The following is a 15,415-nucleotide window of genomic DNA, read 5'->3' on the forward strand; positions in this document are numbered from 1 at the left end:
AGGTCGCGCTGGTCACCGGCGCGGCCCAGGGTATCGGCCGCCGGGTGGCCGAGCGGCTGGCGGAGGAGGGGGCACGGGTGGTTGCCGTGGACCGCTCCGAGCTGGTCTTCGAGCTGCAGGACGAACTGGGCGCCGGCGTTGAGCTGCTGGCCCTGACCGCCGACCTCGAAAGCTTCGCCGAGTGCCATCGCGTGGCCGCCGCCGCGGTGGAACGCTTCGGCCGGCTGGACATCCTCATCAACAACGTGGGCGGAACCATCTGGGCCAAGCCCTACGAGCATTACCAGGGGCACGAGATCGAGGCCGAGGTGCGCCGTTCGCTGTTCCCGACGCTCTGGTGCTGCCACGCCGCGCTGCCCTACATGCTGGAGCAGGGCGCGGGCGCCATCGTCAACGTGTCCTCCATCGCCACCCGTGGGGTGAACCGTGTGCCCTACGGCGCCGCCAAGGGCGGGGTGAATGCCCTGACCGCCTGCCTGGCCTTCGAGAACGCCGGCCGTGGCATCCGCGTCAACGCCACCGCTCCCGGCGGCACCGAGGCACCGCCGCGGCGCATCCCGCGCAACACGGCGCAGCAGAGCGAACAGGAAAAGGTCTGGTACCAGCAGATCGTCGACCAGACGGTCGACAGCAGCCTGATGAAACGCTACGGCACCATCGACGAGCAGGTGGGGGCGATCCTCTTCCTCGCCTCCGACGAAGCCTCCTACATCACCGGCGTGACCCTGCCGGTGGGTGGCGGTGACCTGGGTTGAAGATCAACGCTGCGACGATGGGTATCGCAGGCTCAACCCATCCTACGGGGCCCCGGTGCGTTTGTAGGATGGGTTGAGCGAAGCGATACCCATCACAGCCAGAGCAAGAGCATCACCGGCCGGGCACCGTCACGCGCCCGTCCATGCGGTTACTGCACAAAAACAACAAAAGAGACCAACGCCATGCGAAAACTCGACGTACACGAGATCATCGACAATGCGCGCTTCACGCCCTTCCACTGGATGGTGATGTGCTGGTGCGCGCTCCTGCTCATCTTCGACGGCTACGACCTGTTCATCTACGGCGTGGTCCTACCGGTACTGATGAAAGAATGGGGCCTGACCCCGCTACAGGCCGGCGCCCTGGGCAGCTATGCGCTGTTCGGCATGATGTTCGGCGCGCTGGTGTTCGGTTCCCTGGCCGACAAGATCGGCCGCAAGAAGGGGATCGCCATCTGCTTCGTGCTCTTCTCCGGTTTCACCGTCCTCAACGGCTTCGCCAGCACCCCGACCGAGTTCGGGATTTGCCGCTTCATGGCGGGCCTGGGCATCGGCGGGCTGATGCCCAACGTGGTGGCGCTGATGAACGAGTACGCGCCGAAGAAACTGCGCAGCACACTGGTCGCCATCATGTTCAGCGGCTATTCCCTGGGCGGCATGCTCTCGGCCGGTGTCGGCATCTACATGCTGCCGCGCTTCGGCTGGGAAGCCATGTTCTTCGCCGCGCTGCTGCCGCTCCTGCTGCTGCCGCTGATCCTCTGGTACCTGCCGGAGTCCGTCGGCTTCCTGCTGCGCCAGGGCCGTGTCGACCAGGCCCGTGCCATCCTCAAGCGCCTCGACCCGCAGGCCGGCATCGGTGACCGGGATGAACTGGTGCTGAGCGAGGTGAAGGTGCAGGGCACCCCGGTGCTGGAGCTGTTCCGCGAAGGTCGTGGCCTGCGCACCCTGATGATCTGGGTGGCCTTCTTCTGCTGCCTGCTGATGGTCTACGCGCTCAGCTCCTGGTTGCCGAAACTGATGGCCAACGCCGGCTACAGCCTGGGTTCCAGCCTGTCCTTCCTGCTCGCCCTGAACTTCGGCGGCATGTTCGGCGCCATCGCCGGTGGCTTCCTGGGGGATCGCTTCAACCTGCCAAAGGTAGTGGTGGCCTTCTTCGTAGTCGCAGCGCTGTCCATCAGCCTGCTGGGCTTCAAGAGCCCGACACCGGTGCTCTACCTGCTGATCGGCATCGCCGGCGCCACCACCATCGGCACGCAGATCCTGCTTTATGCCACCGCCGCGCAGTTCTACGGCCTGGCGTTCCGCTCCACGGGCCTGGGCTGGGCCTCCGGCATCGGCCGCAATGGCGCCATTGTCGGGCCGCTGCTGGGTGGCGCGCTGCTGGGCATCAACCTGCCGCTGCAGCTCAACTTCATGGCCTTCGCCATCCCGGGTGCCATCGCCGCCCTGGCCATGTGCTTCGTCCACCAGCGCCAACCCAAGGCGGCGCCCCTGGTGACCGCCGCACAGGGCTGATCCCGTTCGCGACACTGGCCTGGAGGCAGCATGCGCAGCTTGTTCAAGGACTGTTCATTGTCCGCCGTGGTGGCGGGGTTCATCGCCACCATGATTTCCTACGCCGGTCCCCTGGTGATCGTGTTCCAGGCGGCGGAGAGCGGCGGCATGCCGGCCGAGCTGCTGTCCTCCTGGGTCTGGGCGATCTCCATCGGCAGCGGGGTGCTGGGGATCGTCCTCAGCCTGCGCTACCGGGTGCCGGTGATCATCGCCTGGTCGGCGCCGGGCTCGGCGCTGCTGGTGTCCATGCTGCCGGGCATCGGTGCCGGCGAGGCGGTGGGGGCCTATGTGATGGCCAACGCCATCATCCTGCTGGTGGGCCTGTCCGGCGCCTTCGACCGTATCGTCGGCAAGCTGCCGGCGGCGATCTCGGCGGCCATGCTGGCAGGCATCCTGTTCAGCTTCGGCACCCGGCTGTTCACCTCCCTCAAGGATGAACCGCTGATGGTGATGGCCATGTTCCTCACCTACCTGCTGGTGCGGCGCCTGTCGCCGCGCTACGCGGTAATGGCGGTGCTGCTGGTGGGCTGCGCCATCGCCGCCGGTAGCGGGCAGCTCAATGCCGCGGCCCTGGTGATCGGCTTCGCCACCCCGGAATGGGTGACGCCGGAATTCACCTGGCATGGCCTGTTCAACATCGCCCTGCCGCTGGTGATGGTGGCCCTGACCGGCCAGTTCGTCCCCGGCGTGGCGGTGCTGCGCAATGCCGGCTACCCGACACCGGCCAGTCCGATCATCTCCGCCAGCGGCCTGGGCAGCCTGTTGCTGGCGCCCTTTGGCTGCCATGGCCTGACCCTGGCGGCCATCACCGCGGCCATCTGCACCGGCCGCGAGGCCCATGAAGACCCGGCCAAACGCTACGTCTCCGGCGTGGTGGGCGGGCTGTTCTACCTGCTGCTGGGCATCTTCGGCGCCACCCTGGTATCGATCTTCACCGCGCTGCCCAAGGAGCTGATCGCCGCGCTGGCGGGGCTGGCGCTGTTCGGCGCCATCGCCGGCGCCCTGGCCGGTTCCATGGCGGTCCCCGAGGACCGCGAGGCGGCCCTGATCACCTTCCTGGTCACCGCGTCGGGCATGTCCTTCCTCGGGCTGTCGGCGGCGTTCTGGGGGCTGATCTTCGGCATCGTCGCCCATCTGCTGCTGACTGCGCGCCGCGCACCCGAGGCAACTCCGGAACAGGAGGAGGTACTGGAACCCAACCCCTGAACGAGCCCGGCGCCGGGCCGACCGCGAGAGCTGTTCGCGGCCGGCGCCATCCTTTCCCCCGTTTGCGTGCCGAGCCCCGTCAGAGGGCCCGCGGGGGGAGTTTTTTCCCAATAAAAACAAGAGTGACGTCATGACCAACAACACGAGCAAGCTGTGTGTACTGCTTTCCGCCGGCGTGGGCGCCGGCCTGGTCCAGGCCGCCGAGTCGGGCTTCATCGCCGGCTCCACCGCCACCCTGCAGGCGCGCAACTACTACTTCAGCCGCGACTTCTCCGACATCGTCGGCCCGAACAAGCAGTCCAGGGCCGAGGAATGGGCCCAGGGCTTCATCCTCAACTTCAAGTCCGGCTACACGCCCGGCCCGGTGGGCTTCGGCATCGACGCCATCGGCACCCTCGGCATCAAGCTCGACAGCAGCCCCGACCGGGTGAACACCGGCCTGCTGCCGGTGCAGGAAGACGGCGAAGCCGCCGACGACTACAGCCGCCTGGGCGTGGCCGGCAAGATGCGCGTGTCGAAGACCGAGCTGAAAGTCGGCGAGCTGCAACCCAACCTGCCGGTGCTGGTGTTCAGCGATATCCGCCTGCTGCCGCCCAGCTACCAGGGCGCCAGCCTCACCTCCGGCGAAATCGCCGGCCTCACCCTGCAGGCCGGCCACCTGAACAGCACCAGCCTGCGCAACGAGGCCGGCGACGACAGGATCCAGGCCATGCTCGGCCACCTGCCGCAGCGCCAGGCCTCGGCGGACGCCTTCAACTACGCCGGCGGCGACTATGCCTTCAACGCCAACCGCACCACCCTGAGTGCCTGGTACGCGCAGCTGGAGGACATCTACGACCAGCGCTTCTTCGGCCTCAAGCACAGCGAGCCGATGGGCAACTGGGTGCTGGGCGCCAATATCGGCTACTTCGACTCCAGCGAGGACGGCAAGCAGCTGATCGGCGAGATCGACAACCAGGCTTTCTATTCCCTGCTCTCGGCCAAGCGCGGCGGCCATACCTTCTTCATCGGCTACCAGGCCATCTACGGCGACAGCTCCTTCCCGCGCGTCTTCGCCAACGTCAGCCCGCTGGGCAACGAGGTACCCACCTACGAGTTCGCCTTCGCCGACGAGCGTTCCTGGCAGGTCCGCTACGACTACGACTTCGCTGCCCTCGGCATCCCCGGCCTGGTAGCCAGCACCCGCTACATCACCGGCGACAACGTGGACACCGGCCAGGGCTTCGAGGGCAAGGACTGGGAGCGCGACCTGGATATCGGCTACGCCTTCCAGAGCGGCGCCCTCAAGGGCCTGGGCGTGCGCGTGCGCAATGTCACCGCGCGCTCCAACTACCGCACCGACATCGACGAGAACCGCCTGATCCTGTCCTACACCTGGACGCTGTTCTAGTTCCGAGCGCCGTTGCCCGCCATGGGCACGGCCTGCTTTACCTGTAGGGGCGATTTCAATCGCCAGGCGGGCCGGAGGCCTGCCCTGTTCAGGCCCAGAGGGGGCAACTGCGTTGCCCTTGGCGAATGAATTCGCCCCTACAGAATTTTTTTCCGATCGACGTCAAATGGAGTCTCCTTCCATGTCCCGCGAATGCGCGGCCGCGTTGCTGCTCGGCAGTGGCGGCCTGTTCTGCTTGATCGCCTTCTATCTGGACAACGCCTGGCTGCTGGTCCTGTCGTTGCTCGGCATCGCCGCCGGCGGCCTGCTGTACCACCTGCAGCCGCCCAGGCTGGTCGAGGTGCGCGTGGAGGTGCCGGTGCCGACGCCGGTGGTCCAGGCGGTCAGCGCAACCGTAGCGGAACCCGCGCGCACTGCCCCTGCCGTCCAGCTGCAAGGCCCCCTGGCCGAACTGCTCGATGCCATCCTGCAGTGCGAGGCGGACATGCAATACGCCAACCAGTTGGCCCGCTCTTCCAGCGAGAAGGTCCAGCTCGGCGCCGAGAGCATGCGGGCCACCGCGGGCGCCATCGCCGAACTGGACGCCTACATGGCGCACATCGGCCAGGTGTTCAACGAGCTGGGCAGCCAGTCCGTGCGTATCGGCGCCATAGTCGGCAGCATCCAGGACATCGCCAAGCAGACCAACCTGCTGGCGCTCAACGCCGCCATCGAGGCGGCACGTGCCGGCGCCCACGGGCGCGGCTTCGCCGTGGTGGCGGACGAGGTGCGCAACCTGTCGCTGCGGGCCAACGAGTCCAGCGGGCAGATCCGCCTGATCGCCGAAGGGCTGCAGAAGGCCGCCCTCGATGCGCGGGCGGGCATGGAGCATGTCGGCGGCTCCACCCGCGCAGGGCTGGAGAAGTCCAACGCGGCGCTGGACGCCATGGACGAGATGCGTGCCGGGGCGGCGGCACGGGTGGAGATCGTCGAGCGCATCAATCAGCGCCTGGCGGACCAGCGGGCCCTGGCGCAGCGGATGGCCGGCGTGATGGAGAAGGTGTGAATAGGGGGCGCTCTGCTCTTGCTTGTGGGGGCGAATTCATTCGCTAAGGGCAGCGCAGCTGCCCCAGGGAGGCTCCGTAGGGCAGGCCTTCGGCCTGCTCAGCGAATGAACTCGCCCCCACAGGAACAGCAGGACCTGAGCAGAGAGAGGGACAATCGGTAGCAAGGTATACATCTGTTCGATAACCGCACGAATAGTCGATTATCGGATTGTTTCGGGGGTGGGGCAGGGTTACTTTTTCCTCACCCGGCGCTCCCAACGCCCTGGATAACAACACGAGATCGACCATGGCTGAAATCATTTCCCTCCGCGAAGCCGTCGAGCGTTTCATCAACGACGGCGACAAAGTAGCCCTCGAAGGCTTCACCCACCTGATTCCCACTGCCGCGTCCCACGAGATCATTCGCCAGGGCAAGAAAGACCTGCACCTGGTACGCATGACCCCCGATCTGGTCTACGACCTGCTGATCGGTGCCGGCTGCGCGCGCAAGCTGACCTTCTCCTGGGGTGGCAACCCCGGCGTGGGCTCGCTGCACCGCCTGCGTGACGCGGTGGAGAAGCAGTGGCCGAACGCCCTGGAAATCGACGAGCACAGCCATGCCGACCTGGCCAACTCCTACGTCGCCGGCGCCTCGGGCCTGCCGTTCGCCGTGCTGCGTGCCTACGCCGGTTCCGACCTGCCGAAGGTCAACCCGAACATCAAGTTCATCCAGTGCCCCTTCACCGGCGAGCAACTGGCGGCGGTGCCCTCGGTGCGCCCGGACGTCACCGTGATCCATGCGCAGAAGGCCGACCGCAAGGGCAACGTGCTGCTCTGGGGCATCCTCGGCGTACAGAAGGAAGCGGCCCTGGCGGCCAAGCGCTGCATCGTCACCGTGGAAGAGATAGTCGACGACCTGAACGCGCCGATGAACGCCTGCGTCCTGCCCACCTGGGCCCTGACCGCCGTCTGCCATGTCCCCGGCGGCGCCCATCCGTCCTACGCCCACGGCTACTACGAGCGCGACAACCGCTTCTACCAGGCCTGGGACCCGATCGCCCGCGACCGCGAAACCTTCACTGCCTGGATCGACGAATACATCCTCGGCACTGCCGATTTCGCCCAGTTCCAGCAGAAAATTGCGGAGGCCAAGTGATGAGCGCTCAATCCACCCGTGACTACAGCACCAATGAAATGATGACCGTGGCGGCTGCCCGTCGCCTGAAGAACGGCGCCGTCTGCTTCGTCGGCATCGGCCTGCCGTCCAAGGCCGCCAACCTGGCGCGCCTGACCTCGTCCCCGGACGTGGTGCTGATCTACGAATCCGGCCCCATCGGCGCCAAGCCCAGCGTGCTGCCGCTGTCCATCGGCGATGGCGAACTGGCCGAAACCGCCGACACCGTGGTGCCCACCGGTGAGATCTTCCGCTACTGGCTGCAGGGCGGGCGCATCGACGTCGGCTTCCTCGGCGCCGCCCAGGTGGACCGCTTCGGCAACATCAACACCACTGTGATCGGCGACTACAACAGCCCGAAAGTGCGCCTGCCGGGCGCCGGCGGTGCACCGGAAATCGCCGGTTCCGCCAAGGAAGTGCTGATCATCCTCAAGCAGTCCCACCGCACCTTCGTCGACAAGCTGGCCTTCATCACCTCGGTCGGCCATGGCGAAGGCGGCGACCACCGCCAGCAGCTGGGCCTGCCCGGCAAGGGCCCGGTGGCGATCATCACCGACCTCTGCATCATGGAACCGGAAGCCGGCACCAACGAATTCATCGTCACCTCGCTGCACCCGGGCGTGACCCGCGAGCAGGTGGTCGAGAACACCGGCTGGGCCATCCGCTTCGCTGCGGACGTGACCGAGACCGCGGCCCCGAACGAAGTCGAGCTGACCGCGCTGCGCGCCCTGGAAGCCCGCACCGCCGCTGCCCACGGCCAACAAGGGGGTGAGGAATGAGCCGCGAGGTCTACATCTGCGACGCCATCCGCACGCCCATCGGTCGCTTCGGCGGCGGCCTGGCGCCGGTACGTGCCGACGACCTGGCCGCCATCCCGATCAAGGCCCTGGTGGAGCGCAACCCCCAGGTCAAATGGGACCAGCTGGACGAGGTCTTCCTTGGCTGCGCCAACCAGGCCGGCGAGGACAACCGCAACGTGGCGCGCATGGCGCTGCTGCTGGCCGGCCTGCCGGAAACCATCCCCGGCGTGACCCTGAACCGCCTCTGCGCCTCGGGCATGGACGCGGTGGGCAGCGCTTTCCGCGCCATCGCTTCGGGTGAAATGGAACTGGCCATCGCCGGCGGCGTGGAATCCATGTCCCGCGCGCCCTATGTGATGGGCAAGGCGGACAGCGCCTTCGGTCGCAGCCAGAAGATCGAGGACACCACCATCGGCTGGCGCTTCATCAACCCGCTGATGAAGGCCCGGTACGGCGTCGACGCCATGCCGCAGACCGCCGACAACGTCGCCGACGACTACCAGGTCTCCCGCGCGGACCAGGACCTGTTCGCCCTGCGCAGCCAGCAGCGCGCCGGTCGCGCCCAGGCCGAAGGTTTCTTCGCCGAGGAAATCGTCCCGGTGGTGATCAAGGGCAAGAAGGGCGAGACCGTGGTCGACCAGGACGAGCACCTGCGCCCCGACACCACCCTCGAAGCCCTGGCCAAGCTCAAGCCGGTCAACGGTGAAGGCAAGACCGTCACCGCCGGCAATGCCTCGGGTGTCAACGACGGCGCCGTGGCACTGATCCTGGCCTCCGCCGACGCGGTGAAGAAGCACGGCCTGACCCCGCGTGCGAAAGTGCTCGGCATGGCCAGCGCCGGCGTCGCTCCGCGCGTCATGGGCATCGGCCCGGTACCGGCGGTGCGCAAGCTGATGGAGCGCCTGAACCTGGCCATCGGCGACTTCGACGTGATCGAACTGAATGAAGCCTTCGCCGCCCAGGGCCTGGCCGTGATGCGCGAGCTCGGCATCGCCGACGACAGCGACAAGGTCAACCCCAACGGCGGCGCCATCGCCCTCGGCCACCCCCTGGGTGCCAGCGGCGCGCGCCTGGTCCAGACCGCCCTGCACCAGCTGGAGAAATCCGGCGGCAAGCTGGGCCTGGCGACCATGTGCGTCGGCGTGGGTCAAGGCCTGGCCCTGGCCATCGAACGCGTCTGATGCCTCCTGGTGCGCACGGCACCCCCTACCGTAGGGTGCGCCGCGCGCACCGGCCGTTCCATGCGGCAAACGCTGGCCCCGCGCGGCTGACTGCTATACAACGAAACACCATCCCGAATTCCGGAGCACTGGCTTGAACAGCCCGAGCAACCAACTCTTCGATGCCTACTTCACGGCGCCCGCCATGCGCGCGGTCTTTTCCGACCGCGGCCGGGTGCAAGGCATGCTGGATTTCGAGGCCGCCCTGGCGCGCGCCGAGGCGAGCGTGGGGCTGATTCCCGCTGAAGCCGTGGCGCCCATCGAGGCTGCCTGCAAGGCCGACCTCTACGACCATTCCGCGCTGGCCCTGGCCATCACCACGGCCGGCAATTCCGCCATCCCATTGGTGAAGGCCCTGGGCAAGCGCATCGCCGCCCAGAGCCCGGAAGCCGAACGCCATGTGCATCTGGGCGCCACCAGCCAGGACGCCATGGACAGCGGCCTGGTGCTGCAACTGCGCGCCGCCACCGAACTGCTGGAGCAGGACCTCGCCGGCCTGGCCCACGCCCTGGCGGTGCAGGCCGAACGCTTCGCCGATACGCCGCTGGCTGGCCGCACCTGGCTGCAGCAGGCCACCCCTGTAACCCTCGGCATGAAGCTGGCCGGGGTGCTGGGTGCCGTCACCCGCCATCGCCAGCGCCTGGCCGAGCTGAAGCCGCGCCTGTTCTGCCTGCAGTTCGGCGGCGCTTCCGGCAGCCTGGCCGCCCTCGGCGAGCAGGCCTGGTCGGTGGCCGAAGCTCTGGCCCGCGAGCTGGACCTGGACCTGCCCGACCAACCCTGGCACACCCAGCGCGACCGCCTGGTGGAATTCGCCAGCCTGCTGGGCCTGATCGCCGGCAGCCTGGGCAAGCTCGGCCGTGACCTGAGCCTGCTGATGCAGACCGAGGCCGGCGAAGTCTTCGAACCTTCGGCTCCCGGCAAGGGCGGTTCCTCCACCATGCCGCACAAGCGCAACCCGGTGAGCGCCGCCGTGCTGATCGGCGCCGCCACCCGCGCGCCGGGCCTGGTCTCCACGATGTTCGCCGCCATGCCCCAGGAGCACGAGCGCAGCCTCGGCCTCTGGCACGCGGAGTGGGAGACCCTGCCGGAACTCTGCTGCCTGGTTTCCGGCGCACTGCAGCAGGCGCTGCTGGTGGTGCCGGGCCTGGAAGTGGACGCCGCGCGCATGCGCCGCAACCTCGACCTGACCCGGGGCCTGGTGCTGGCCGAGGCGGTGAGCATCGCGCTCGCCCAGCGCATCGGCCGCGACGCCGCCCATCACCTGGTGGAGCAGTGTTGCCGCCAGGCGGTGAAGGAGAGCGCCCACCTGCGAGCGGTGCTGGGTGCCAACGCCGAAGTCAGCGCACAGCTTTCCGCCGCCGAGCTGGACCGCCTGCTCGACCCGGCCCATTACCTTGGCCAGGCGCGCCGTTGGGTAGAGCGCGCCATTGCCGACCACAAGAATTTCTCGCGCTAGGAGTTTTCCATGCCTGCCGTACGTCTCGCCGATGGCGACCTGAACTACCTCCTCGAAGGCCCGGCCGGTGCGCCGGTGCTGGTGCTGTCCAACTCCCTGGGCACCGACCTGCACATGTGGGACGTCCAGATCCCGGCCTTCACCCGGCACTTCCAGGTGCTGCGCTACGACACCCGTGGCCATGGCCAGTCCCTGGTCAGCGAAGGGCCCTACAGCATCGAGCAACTGGGCCGCGACGTACTGGCCCTGCTGGACGCCCTGGATATCCAGAAGGCCAGCTTCTGCGGCCTGTCCATGGGCGGCCTGATCGGCCAGTGGCTGGCGATCAACGCTCCCGAGCGCATCGAGCGCCTGGTGCTGTGCAACACCGCCGCCAAGATCGGCAGCCCGGAAGTCTGGAATCCGCGCATCGACACCGTGCTGTCCGGTGGCGCCCAGGCCATGCGCGACTTGCGCGATGCCTCCATCTCCCGCTGGTTCACCCCGGAATTCGCCGAGGCCGAGCCGGCCAAGGTGGAGTCCATTGTCGGCATGCTGGCGCAGACCTCGCCCGAGGGTTATGCGGCCAACTGCGCCGCGGTTCGTGACGCCGACTACCGCGAGCAACTGGGCGCCATCCGCGCGCCCACACTGATCGTCTGTGGCAGCGGTGACCCGGTGACCACCCCCTCGCATGGCCGCTTCATGCAGGAGCGCATTGCCGGCGCCGAGCTGGTGGAGTTCCACGCCGCACACCTGTCCAACGTGCAGGCCGGCGACGCCTTCAGCGAGCGCGTGCTGGATTTCCTCAGCGCCTGATCTCCATCTCTTCTGTAGGAGCGAGCTCTGCTCGCGAAGCTCTTGCTTGCGAGACGTTCGCGAGCAGAGCTCGCTCCTACGGCCCCCACCTAGAGGATTTCCGTATGGACGAAAAAGAACGCTACCAAGCCGGCATGCAGGTGCGCCGCGCGGTGCTGGGCGATGCCCATGTGGACCGCAGCCTGCAGAACCTGACGCCGTTCAACGAAGAGTTCCAGGAGATGATCACCCGCCATGCCTGGGGTGATATCTGGACCCGCCCGGGCCTGCCGCGCCATACCCGCAGCCTGATCACCATCGCCATGCTCATCGGCATGAACCGCGAGGGCGAGCTGAAGCTGCACCTGCGCGCCGCGAAGAACAATGGCGTGACCCGTGACGAGATCAAGGAAGTGATCATGCAGAGCGCCATCTACTGTGGCATCCCGGCGGCCAACGCCACTTTCCACCTGGCCGAGGCCGTGTGGGACGAGCTTGGGGTGGAATCGCTGCAAGGCTGATCCAGCGCAAGACAGAACGCCGCCCGGACCACGCATCCGGGCGGCGTTTTTCATTAGGGGCGCGTGGTCCTTGTAGGGGCGAATTCATTCGCCAAGGGCAACGTAGTTGCCCCCGGATGCAGCGGCGCCTGCTCGGCAACTGAAATCGCCCTCACACAGGAAGGGCTTCAAACCCCCGCCGCATGCTTGCCGGCGATATAGCCGAAGGTCATCGCCGGCCCGAGGTTGATGCCGCCGGAGGGGTAGTGCCCACCGAGCACGCTGGCCATATCGGTGCCCGCGGCGTAGAGCCCGGGAATCGGGCGGCCCTGGCCGTCCAGTACCCGGGCGTTGCCGTCGGTGCGCAGGCCGGCGAAGGTGCCGAAGCAGCCGGGCTGCACCTTCACCGCGTAGAAGGGGCCTTGTTCGATGGGCGCGACGCATGGGTTCGGGCCGCGGTGCAGCGCATCGCCGCTGCGGCGGTTGAAGGGCGTGCCGCCGCGGCCGAAGGCCGGGTCCTCGCCCCGCCGGGCATGCTGGTTGAATTCTTCCACCGTGGTGGTGAGGCCCGCCGGGTCGATGCCACAGGCTTCGGCCAGCTCCGCCAGGCTGTTGCCCCGCTTCAGGTAGCCGTTGCGCAGGTGCGGCCAGAGCGGGATCGGGGCCGGTCGGGCGAAGCCCAGGCCATAGCGGCGCTGGAAACGGTGATCGCAGACCAGCCAGGAGCAGGCTTCCTCGCCCTCGGGTACGGCCTTGAGCATGGCGTCGACATAGTCATAGTAGCCGCCGGCCTCGTTGACGAAGCGCCGGCCGTTCTTCAGCACGCCGATGATGCCGGGCTTGCCGCGCTCGATGATGTGCGGGAAGTGCCCGAAGCTACCGTCGGGGTAGGGCACCCTTGACACCGGCGCCCAGGCCACCGGCGAGCGCAGGTCGTCGGCCACCACGCCACCGGCGGACTCGCCCAGGCGCAGGCCGTCGCCGGAGCAGGAAGGCGGGGGCAGGGCGAGGTTGTCGTAGCCGCTGGCATCGCGGGGGAACATCGTCTTGCGCCGCACCGGGTCGTTGGGAAAGCCCCCGGCAGCCAGCACCACCGCCCTGGCGCGGATCTCCAGCTCTTCGCCATGGCGTATCACCACCGCACCGCGCACGGTGCCGTCTTCCTGGAGCAGGCGGCGGGCCGGCGTGGACTCCATCAATGTCACCCCGAGGTCGGCGGCGGACCTGGCGAGCCGCGCCACCAGCGCTACGCCGTTGACCAGGTGCATGGCGCGGCCATAGCGAGCCAGGTGGTAGAGGTGAGTGGTGAAGCGCCGGGCGACATGGACAAAGGCACACGGGGAACGGGTCATGGCGAGGAAGGCGCCGAGGTCCGCCCCGGCCATGATCGGCATGCCCATGAAGGAGGTCTCGCGCATGGTCTTGCGCAGGCGTGGCAGCAGGTCCAGCACCTCACGGCCGTCGTAGGGCGCGGCGATCACCTGGTGGCCGCCGGTAGCGGCGCCGGGGGTGTCGCCATGCATGTCGGGAATGCCGTTGCCATCGACGAACTTCAGCGCCGTGTGCCGTTCGAAGAAGCCCACCATGTCCGGGCAGGCTGCGAGGAAGGCGTCCACCAGTTCGGGGCGGAAATGCTCGCCGAGTTCGTTGCGCAGGTAGGTGCGCGGCTGCTCGATGTCTTCATGGATGCCGGCGCGGCGGGCCAGGGGATTGCGCGGCACCCACATCCAGCCACCGGACCAGGCGGTGGCGCCACCGAGCACCGGCTCCTTTTCCACCAGCACCACCCGCTGCCCGTGATGGGCGGCGGTTACCGCTGCGGCGAGTCCCGCCGCGCCGGAGCCGATGACCAGCAGGTCGCAGTCGAGGCGGTGTTGGGTGGTGCTTTCGGCAGGCATTGGGCAATTCCTTAATTAGTGGAACGTGGTTCCGTATTCTATGGCTGGCCTCGGCTGCGACCAAGGCCGTCAACGGGCAAGTGGCCGATCAGCGAACACAAAGGCTGGATACGCGTCGATATCGGAAGGGTGCGCCGGCCGGCAGGGCCCATGAAAAAGCCCGCCAGAAGGCGGGCTGAGGCAGTTGAAGCACGCTTGCCAAAGGATTCAGAGCAACGAAAGCGGGTAGTTGATGATCAGGCGGTTCTCGTCGAAGCTGGTGTTGCTGCCCCAGTCGCGGCGCATGGTGGAGTTGCGCCACTTGACGCTCAGGGCCTTGAAGGCGCCGGACTGCACCACATAGGCCAGTTCGGTCTCGCGGCCCCATTCCTCGCCGTCACGCACAGCGCCGACATGCACGTTGTCGCCACTGAGGTAGCGGTTCATCAGGGTCAGGCCGGGAATGCCGAGGGCGGCGAAGTTGAAGTCGTGGCGGACCTGCCAGGAACGCTCGCCGGCGTTGTCGTAGCTGGAGTTGTAGCTGTCGTTGGCCAGGGTGCCGCCGCTGGTGCCATTGACGCGCATCCAGGCATCGTCGCCGCTGACCTTCTGCAGGCCGACATAGAAGGTGTTGGCAGCGTACTTGGCGGAGAACAGGCCGGACCAGGTGCGGTTGTCCAGGTCGCCGGCCAGGGCGCTGCCGTCTTCCTTGCCGGTGAAGTAGCCGAGGGTGGCGCCCAGTGTCCAGTCGCCGATGGGCTGGCTGTGCACCAGCTGGGCGAACTGCTGCTGGTAGATGTCCTTCAGCTCGGCATTCCACAGGCCCACCAGGGTGCGGTTGTCGTTGAAGGCGTACTCGCCGCCGACGAAGTTGAAACGGTCGGAGGTGAAGGCGGGCCTGCCGTTCATGGACATGTCTTCCATGCTCGCGTCGTTGCGCGGGCTGTTGCCGCGGAACTGGCCGCCGTAGAGGGTCAGGCCGTCGATTTCCTTCGAGGTCACCTGACCGCCCTGGAAGGTCTGCGGCAGGGAACGGCCATCGTCGGAGCGCAGGATTGGCAGCACCGGCATCCACTCGCCCGCCTTCAGCTCGGTCTTCGACACACGCATCTTCCCGGCTACCGCGAGGCGGCCGAAATCGTCGGCCGGGCGGCCATCGTCATGCACCGGCAGCAACTGGGTGCCCTTGGTGCCGCGGCCGCCATCGAGCTTGACCGACAGCAGGCCGAGCATGTCGACCCCAAGGCCCACGGTGCCCTCGGTGAAGCCGGACCTGGCGTCGAGGATGAAGCTCTGGGTCCACTCCTCGGCCTTGCCCTGGGTGGCGGAGTCGCCGACGAAGTTGCGGTTCATGTAGAAGTTGCGCAGGTTCAGGGTCGCCGTGGCGTCCTCCACCAAGCCATGCTCCTCGGCGGCCTGGACGGGCAGGGCGGCCGCGGCGATGGCGGCGGCGAGGATGCAGGGAAGGTAGGGCTGGCGGCTGGAGAAATTCATGCTTGGTCTTGCCTCTGTAATTGTCGTTTTCGGGGGCGCAGACGCCCCTTCGCGTCTGGTGCGCGAACGCGGCTCGGAACTGGGGCTACGGGTGCGTCAGCGGGCTTTGTGGCGCTCGATCAGGCGTGAGATGCAGCGCTGCAGGAGTTCGCCCAGGGGCGCACCGACGGAGGCGAAGGAAGACGTG

13 protein-coding genes are annotated in these 15,415 nt (G+C 67.5%); 11 read left to right on the forward strand and 2 right to left on the reverse strand.

What is annotated here, in order from left to right:
- From ACFPU0_RS25800 to pcaC, 11 genes are all read left to right on the forward strand, one after another.
- The coding region (locus ACFPU0_RS25800; RefSeq protein ID WP_377696141.1) for a 1,6-dihydroxycyclohexa-2,4-diene-1-carboxylate dehydrogenase at positions 1 to 755 on the forward strand (755 nt) is incomplete at its 5' end.
- A gap of 183 nt (positions 756 to 938) precedes the next feature.
- Positions 939 to 2,270 carry an MFS transporter gene (locus ACFPU0_RS25805; protein WP_377696142.1) on the forward strand — a complete coding sequence of 444 codons (1,332 nt, stop codon included), beginning with the start codon at positions 939 to 941 and terminating at the stop codon, positions 2,268 to 2,270.
- A gap of 30 nt (positions 2,271 to 2,300) precedes the next feature.
- The gene (locus ACFPU0_RS25810) at positions 2,301 to 3,515 is read left to right on the forward strand and encodes a benzoate/H(+) symporter BenE family transporter (protein WP_377696143.1); all 1,215 of its coding nucleotides are present in this window, start codon (positions 2,301 to 2,303) and stop codon (positions 3,513 to 3,515) included.
- Between the two features lie 130 nt (positions 3,516 to 3,645).
- Entirely contained in the window at positions 3,646 to 4,905 is a 1,260-nt protein-coding gene (locus ACFPU0_RS25815; protein WP_377696144.1) for an OprD family porin, read from the forward strand.
- Between the two features lie 589 nt (positions 4,906 to 5,494).
- On the forward strand, positions 5,495 to 5,950 hold the full coding sequence (locus ACFPU0_RS25820; RefSeq protein ID WP_417715042.1) for a methyl-accepting chemotaxis protein: 456 nt from the start codon (positions 5,495 to 5,497) through the stop codon (positions 5,948 to 5,950).
- Between the two features lie 287 nt (positions 5,951 to 6,237).
- Positions 6,238 to 7,086, forward strand: a complete 849-nt coding sequence (locus ACFPU0_RS25825; protein ID WP_377696145.1) for a CoA transferase subunit A — start codon at positions 6,238 to 6,240, stop codon at positions 7,084 to 7,086.
- The gene (locus ACFPU0_RS25830) at positions 7,086 to 7,883 is read left to right on the forward strand and encodes a CoA-transferase subunit beta (RefSeq protein WP_377696146.1); all 798 of its coding nucleotides are present in this window, start codon (positions 7,086 to 7,088) and stop codon (positions 7,881 to 7,883) included. The genes ACFPU0_RS25825 and ACFPU0_RS25830 overlap by 1 nt, the downstream gene beginning before the upstream one ends.
- Positions 7,880 to 9,085: a 3-oxoadipyl-CoA thiolase gene (pcaF, locus tag ACFPU0_RS25835; protein WP_377696147.1), complete on the forward strand. Its 1,206-nt coding sequence runs from the start codon at positions 7,880 to 7,882 to the stop codon at positions 9,083 to 9,085. The genes ACFPU0_RS25830 and pcaF overlap by 4 nt, the downstream gene beginning before the upstream one ends.
- 133 nt (positions 9,086 to 9,218) lie before the next feature.
- Positions 9,219 to 10,580, forward strand: coding sequence for a 3-carboxy-cis,cis-muconate cycloisomerase (locus ACFPU0_RS25840; protein ID WP_377696148.1), 1,362 nt, complete (start codon positions 9,219 to 9,221; stop codon positions 10,578 to 10,580).
- A gap of 9 nt (positions 10,581 to 10,589) precedes the next feature.
- On the forward strand, positions 10,590 to 11,378 hold the full coding sequence (gene pcaD / locus ACFPU0_RS25845) for a 3-oxoadipate enol-lactonase (RefSeq protein ID WP_377696149.1): 789 nt from the start codon (positions 10,590 to 10,592) through the stop codon (positions 11,376 to 11,378).
- Positions 11,379 to 11,482: 104 nt separating this feature from the next.
- Positions 11,483 to 11,878: a 4-carboxymuconolactone decarboxylase gene (gene pcaC / locus ACFPU0_RS25850; protein ID WP_377696150.1), complete on the forward strand. Its 396-nt coding sequence runs from the start codon at positions 11,483 to 11,485 to the stop codon at positions 11,876 to 11,878.
- A 167-nt stretch (positions 11,879 to 12,045) separates the two neighbouring features.
- Here pcaC and ACFPU0_RS25855 read toward each other — a convergent pair whose 3' ends face one another.
- Positions 12,046 to 13,755, reverse strand: coding sequence for an FAD-dependent oxidoreductase (locus ACFPU0_RS25855; protein ID WP_377696151.1), 1,710 nt, complete (start codon positions 13,753 to 13,755; stop codon positions 12,046 to 12,048).
- Between the two features lie 207 nt (positions 13,756 to 13,962).
- Complete coding sequence (locus ACFPU0_RS25860; RefSeq protein ID WP_377696152.1) at positions 13,963 to 15,228, reverse strand: OprD family porin; 1,266 nt, start codon at positions 15,226 to 15,228, stop codon at positions 13,963 to 13,965.
- Positions 15,229 to 15,415 lie beyond the last annotated feature (187 nt).

The sequence above is a fragment of the Pseudomonas sp. GCM10022186 genome (assembly GCF_042656385.1).
Taxonomy (GTDB): domain Bacteria; phylum Pseudomonadota; class Gammaproteobacteria; order Pseudomonadales; family Pseudomonadaceae; genus Metapseudomonas.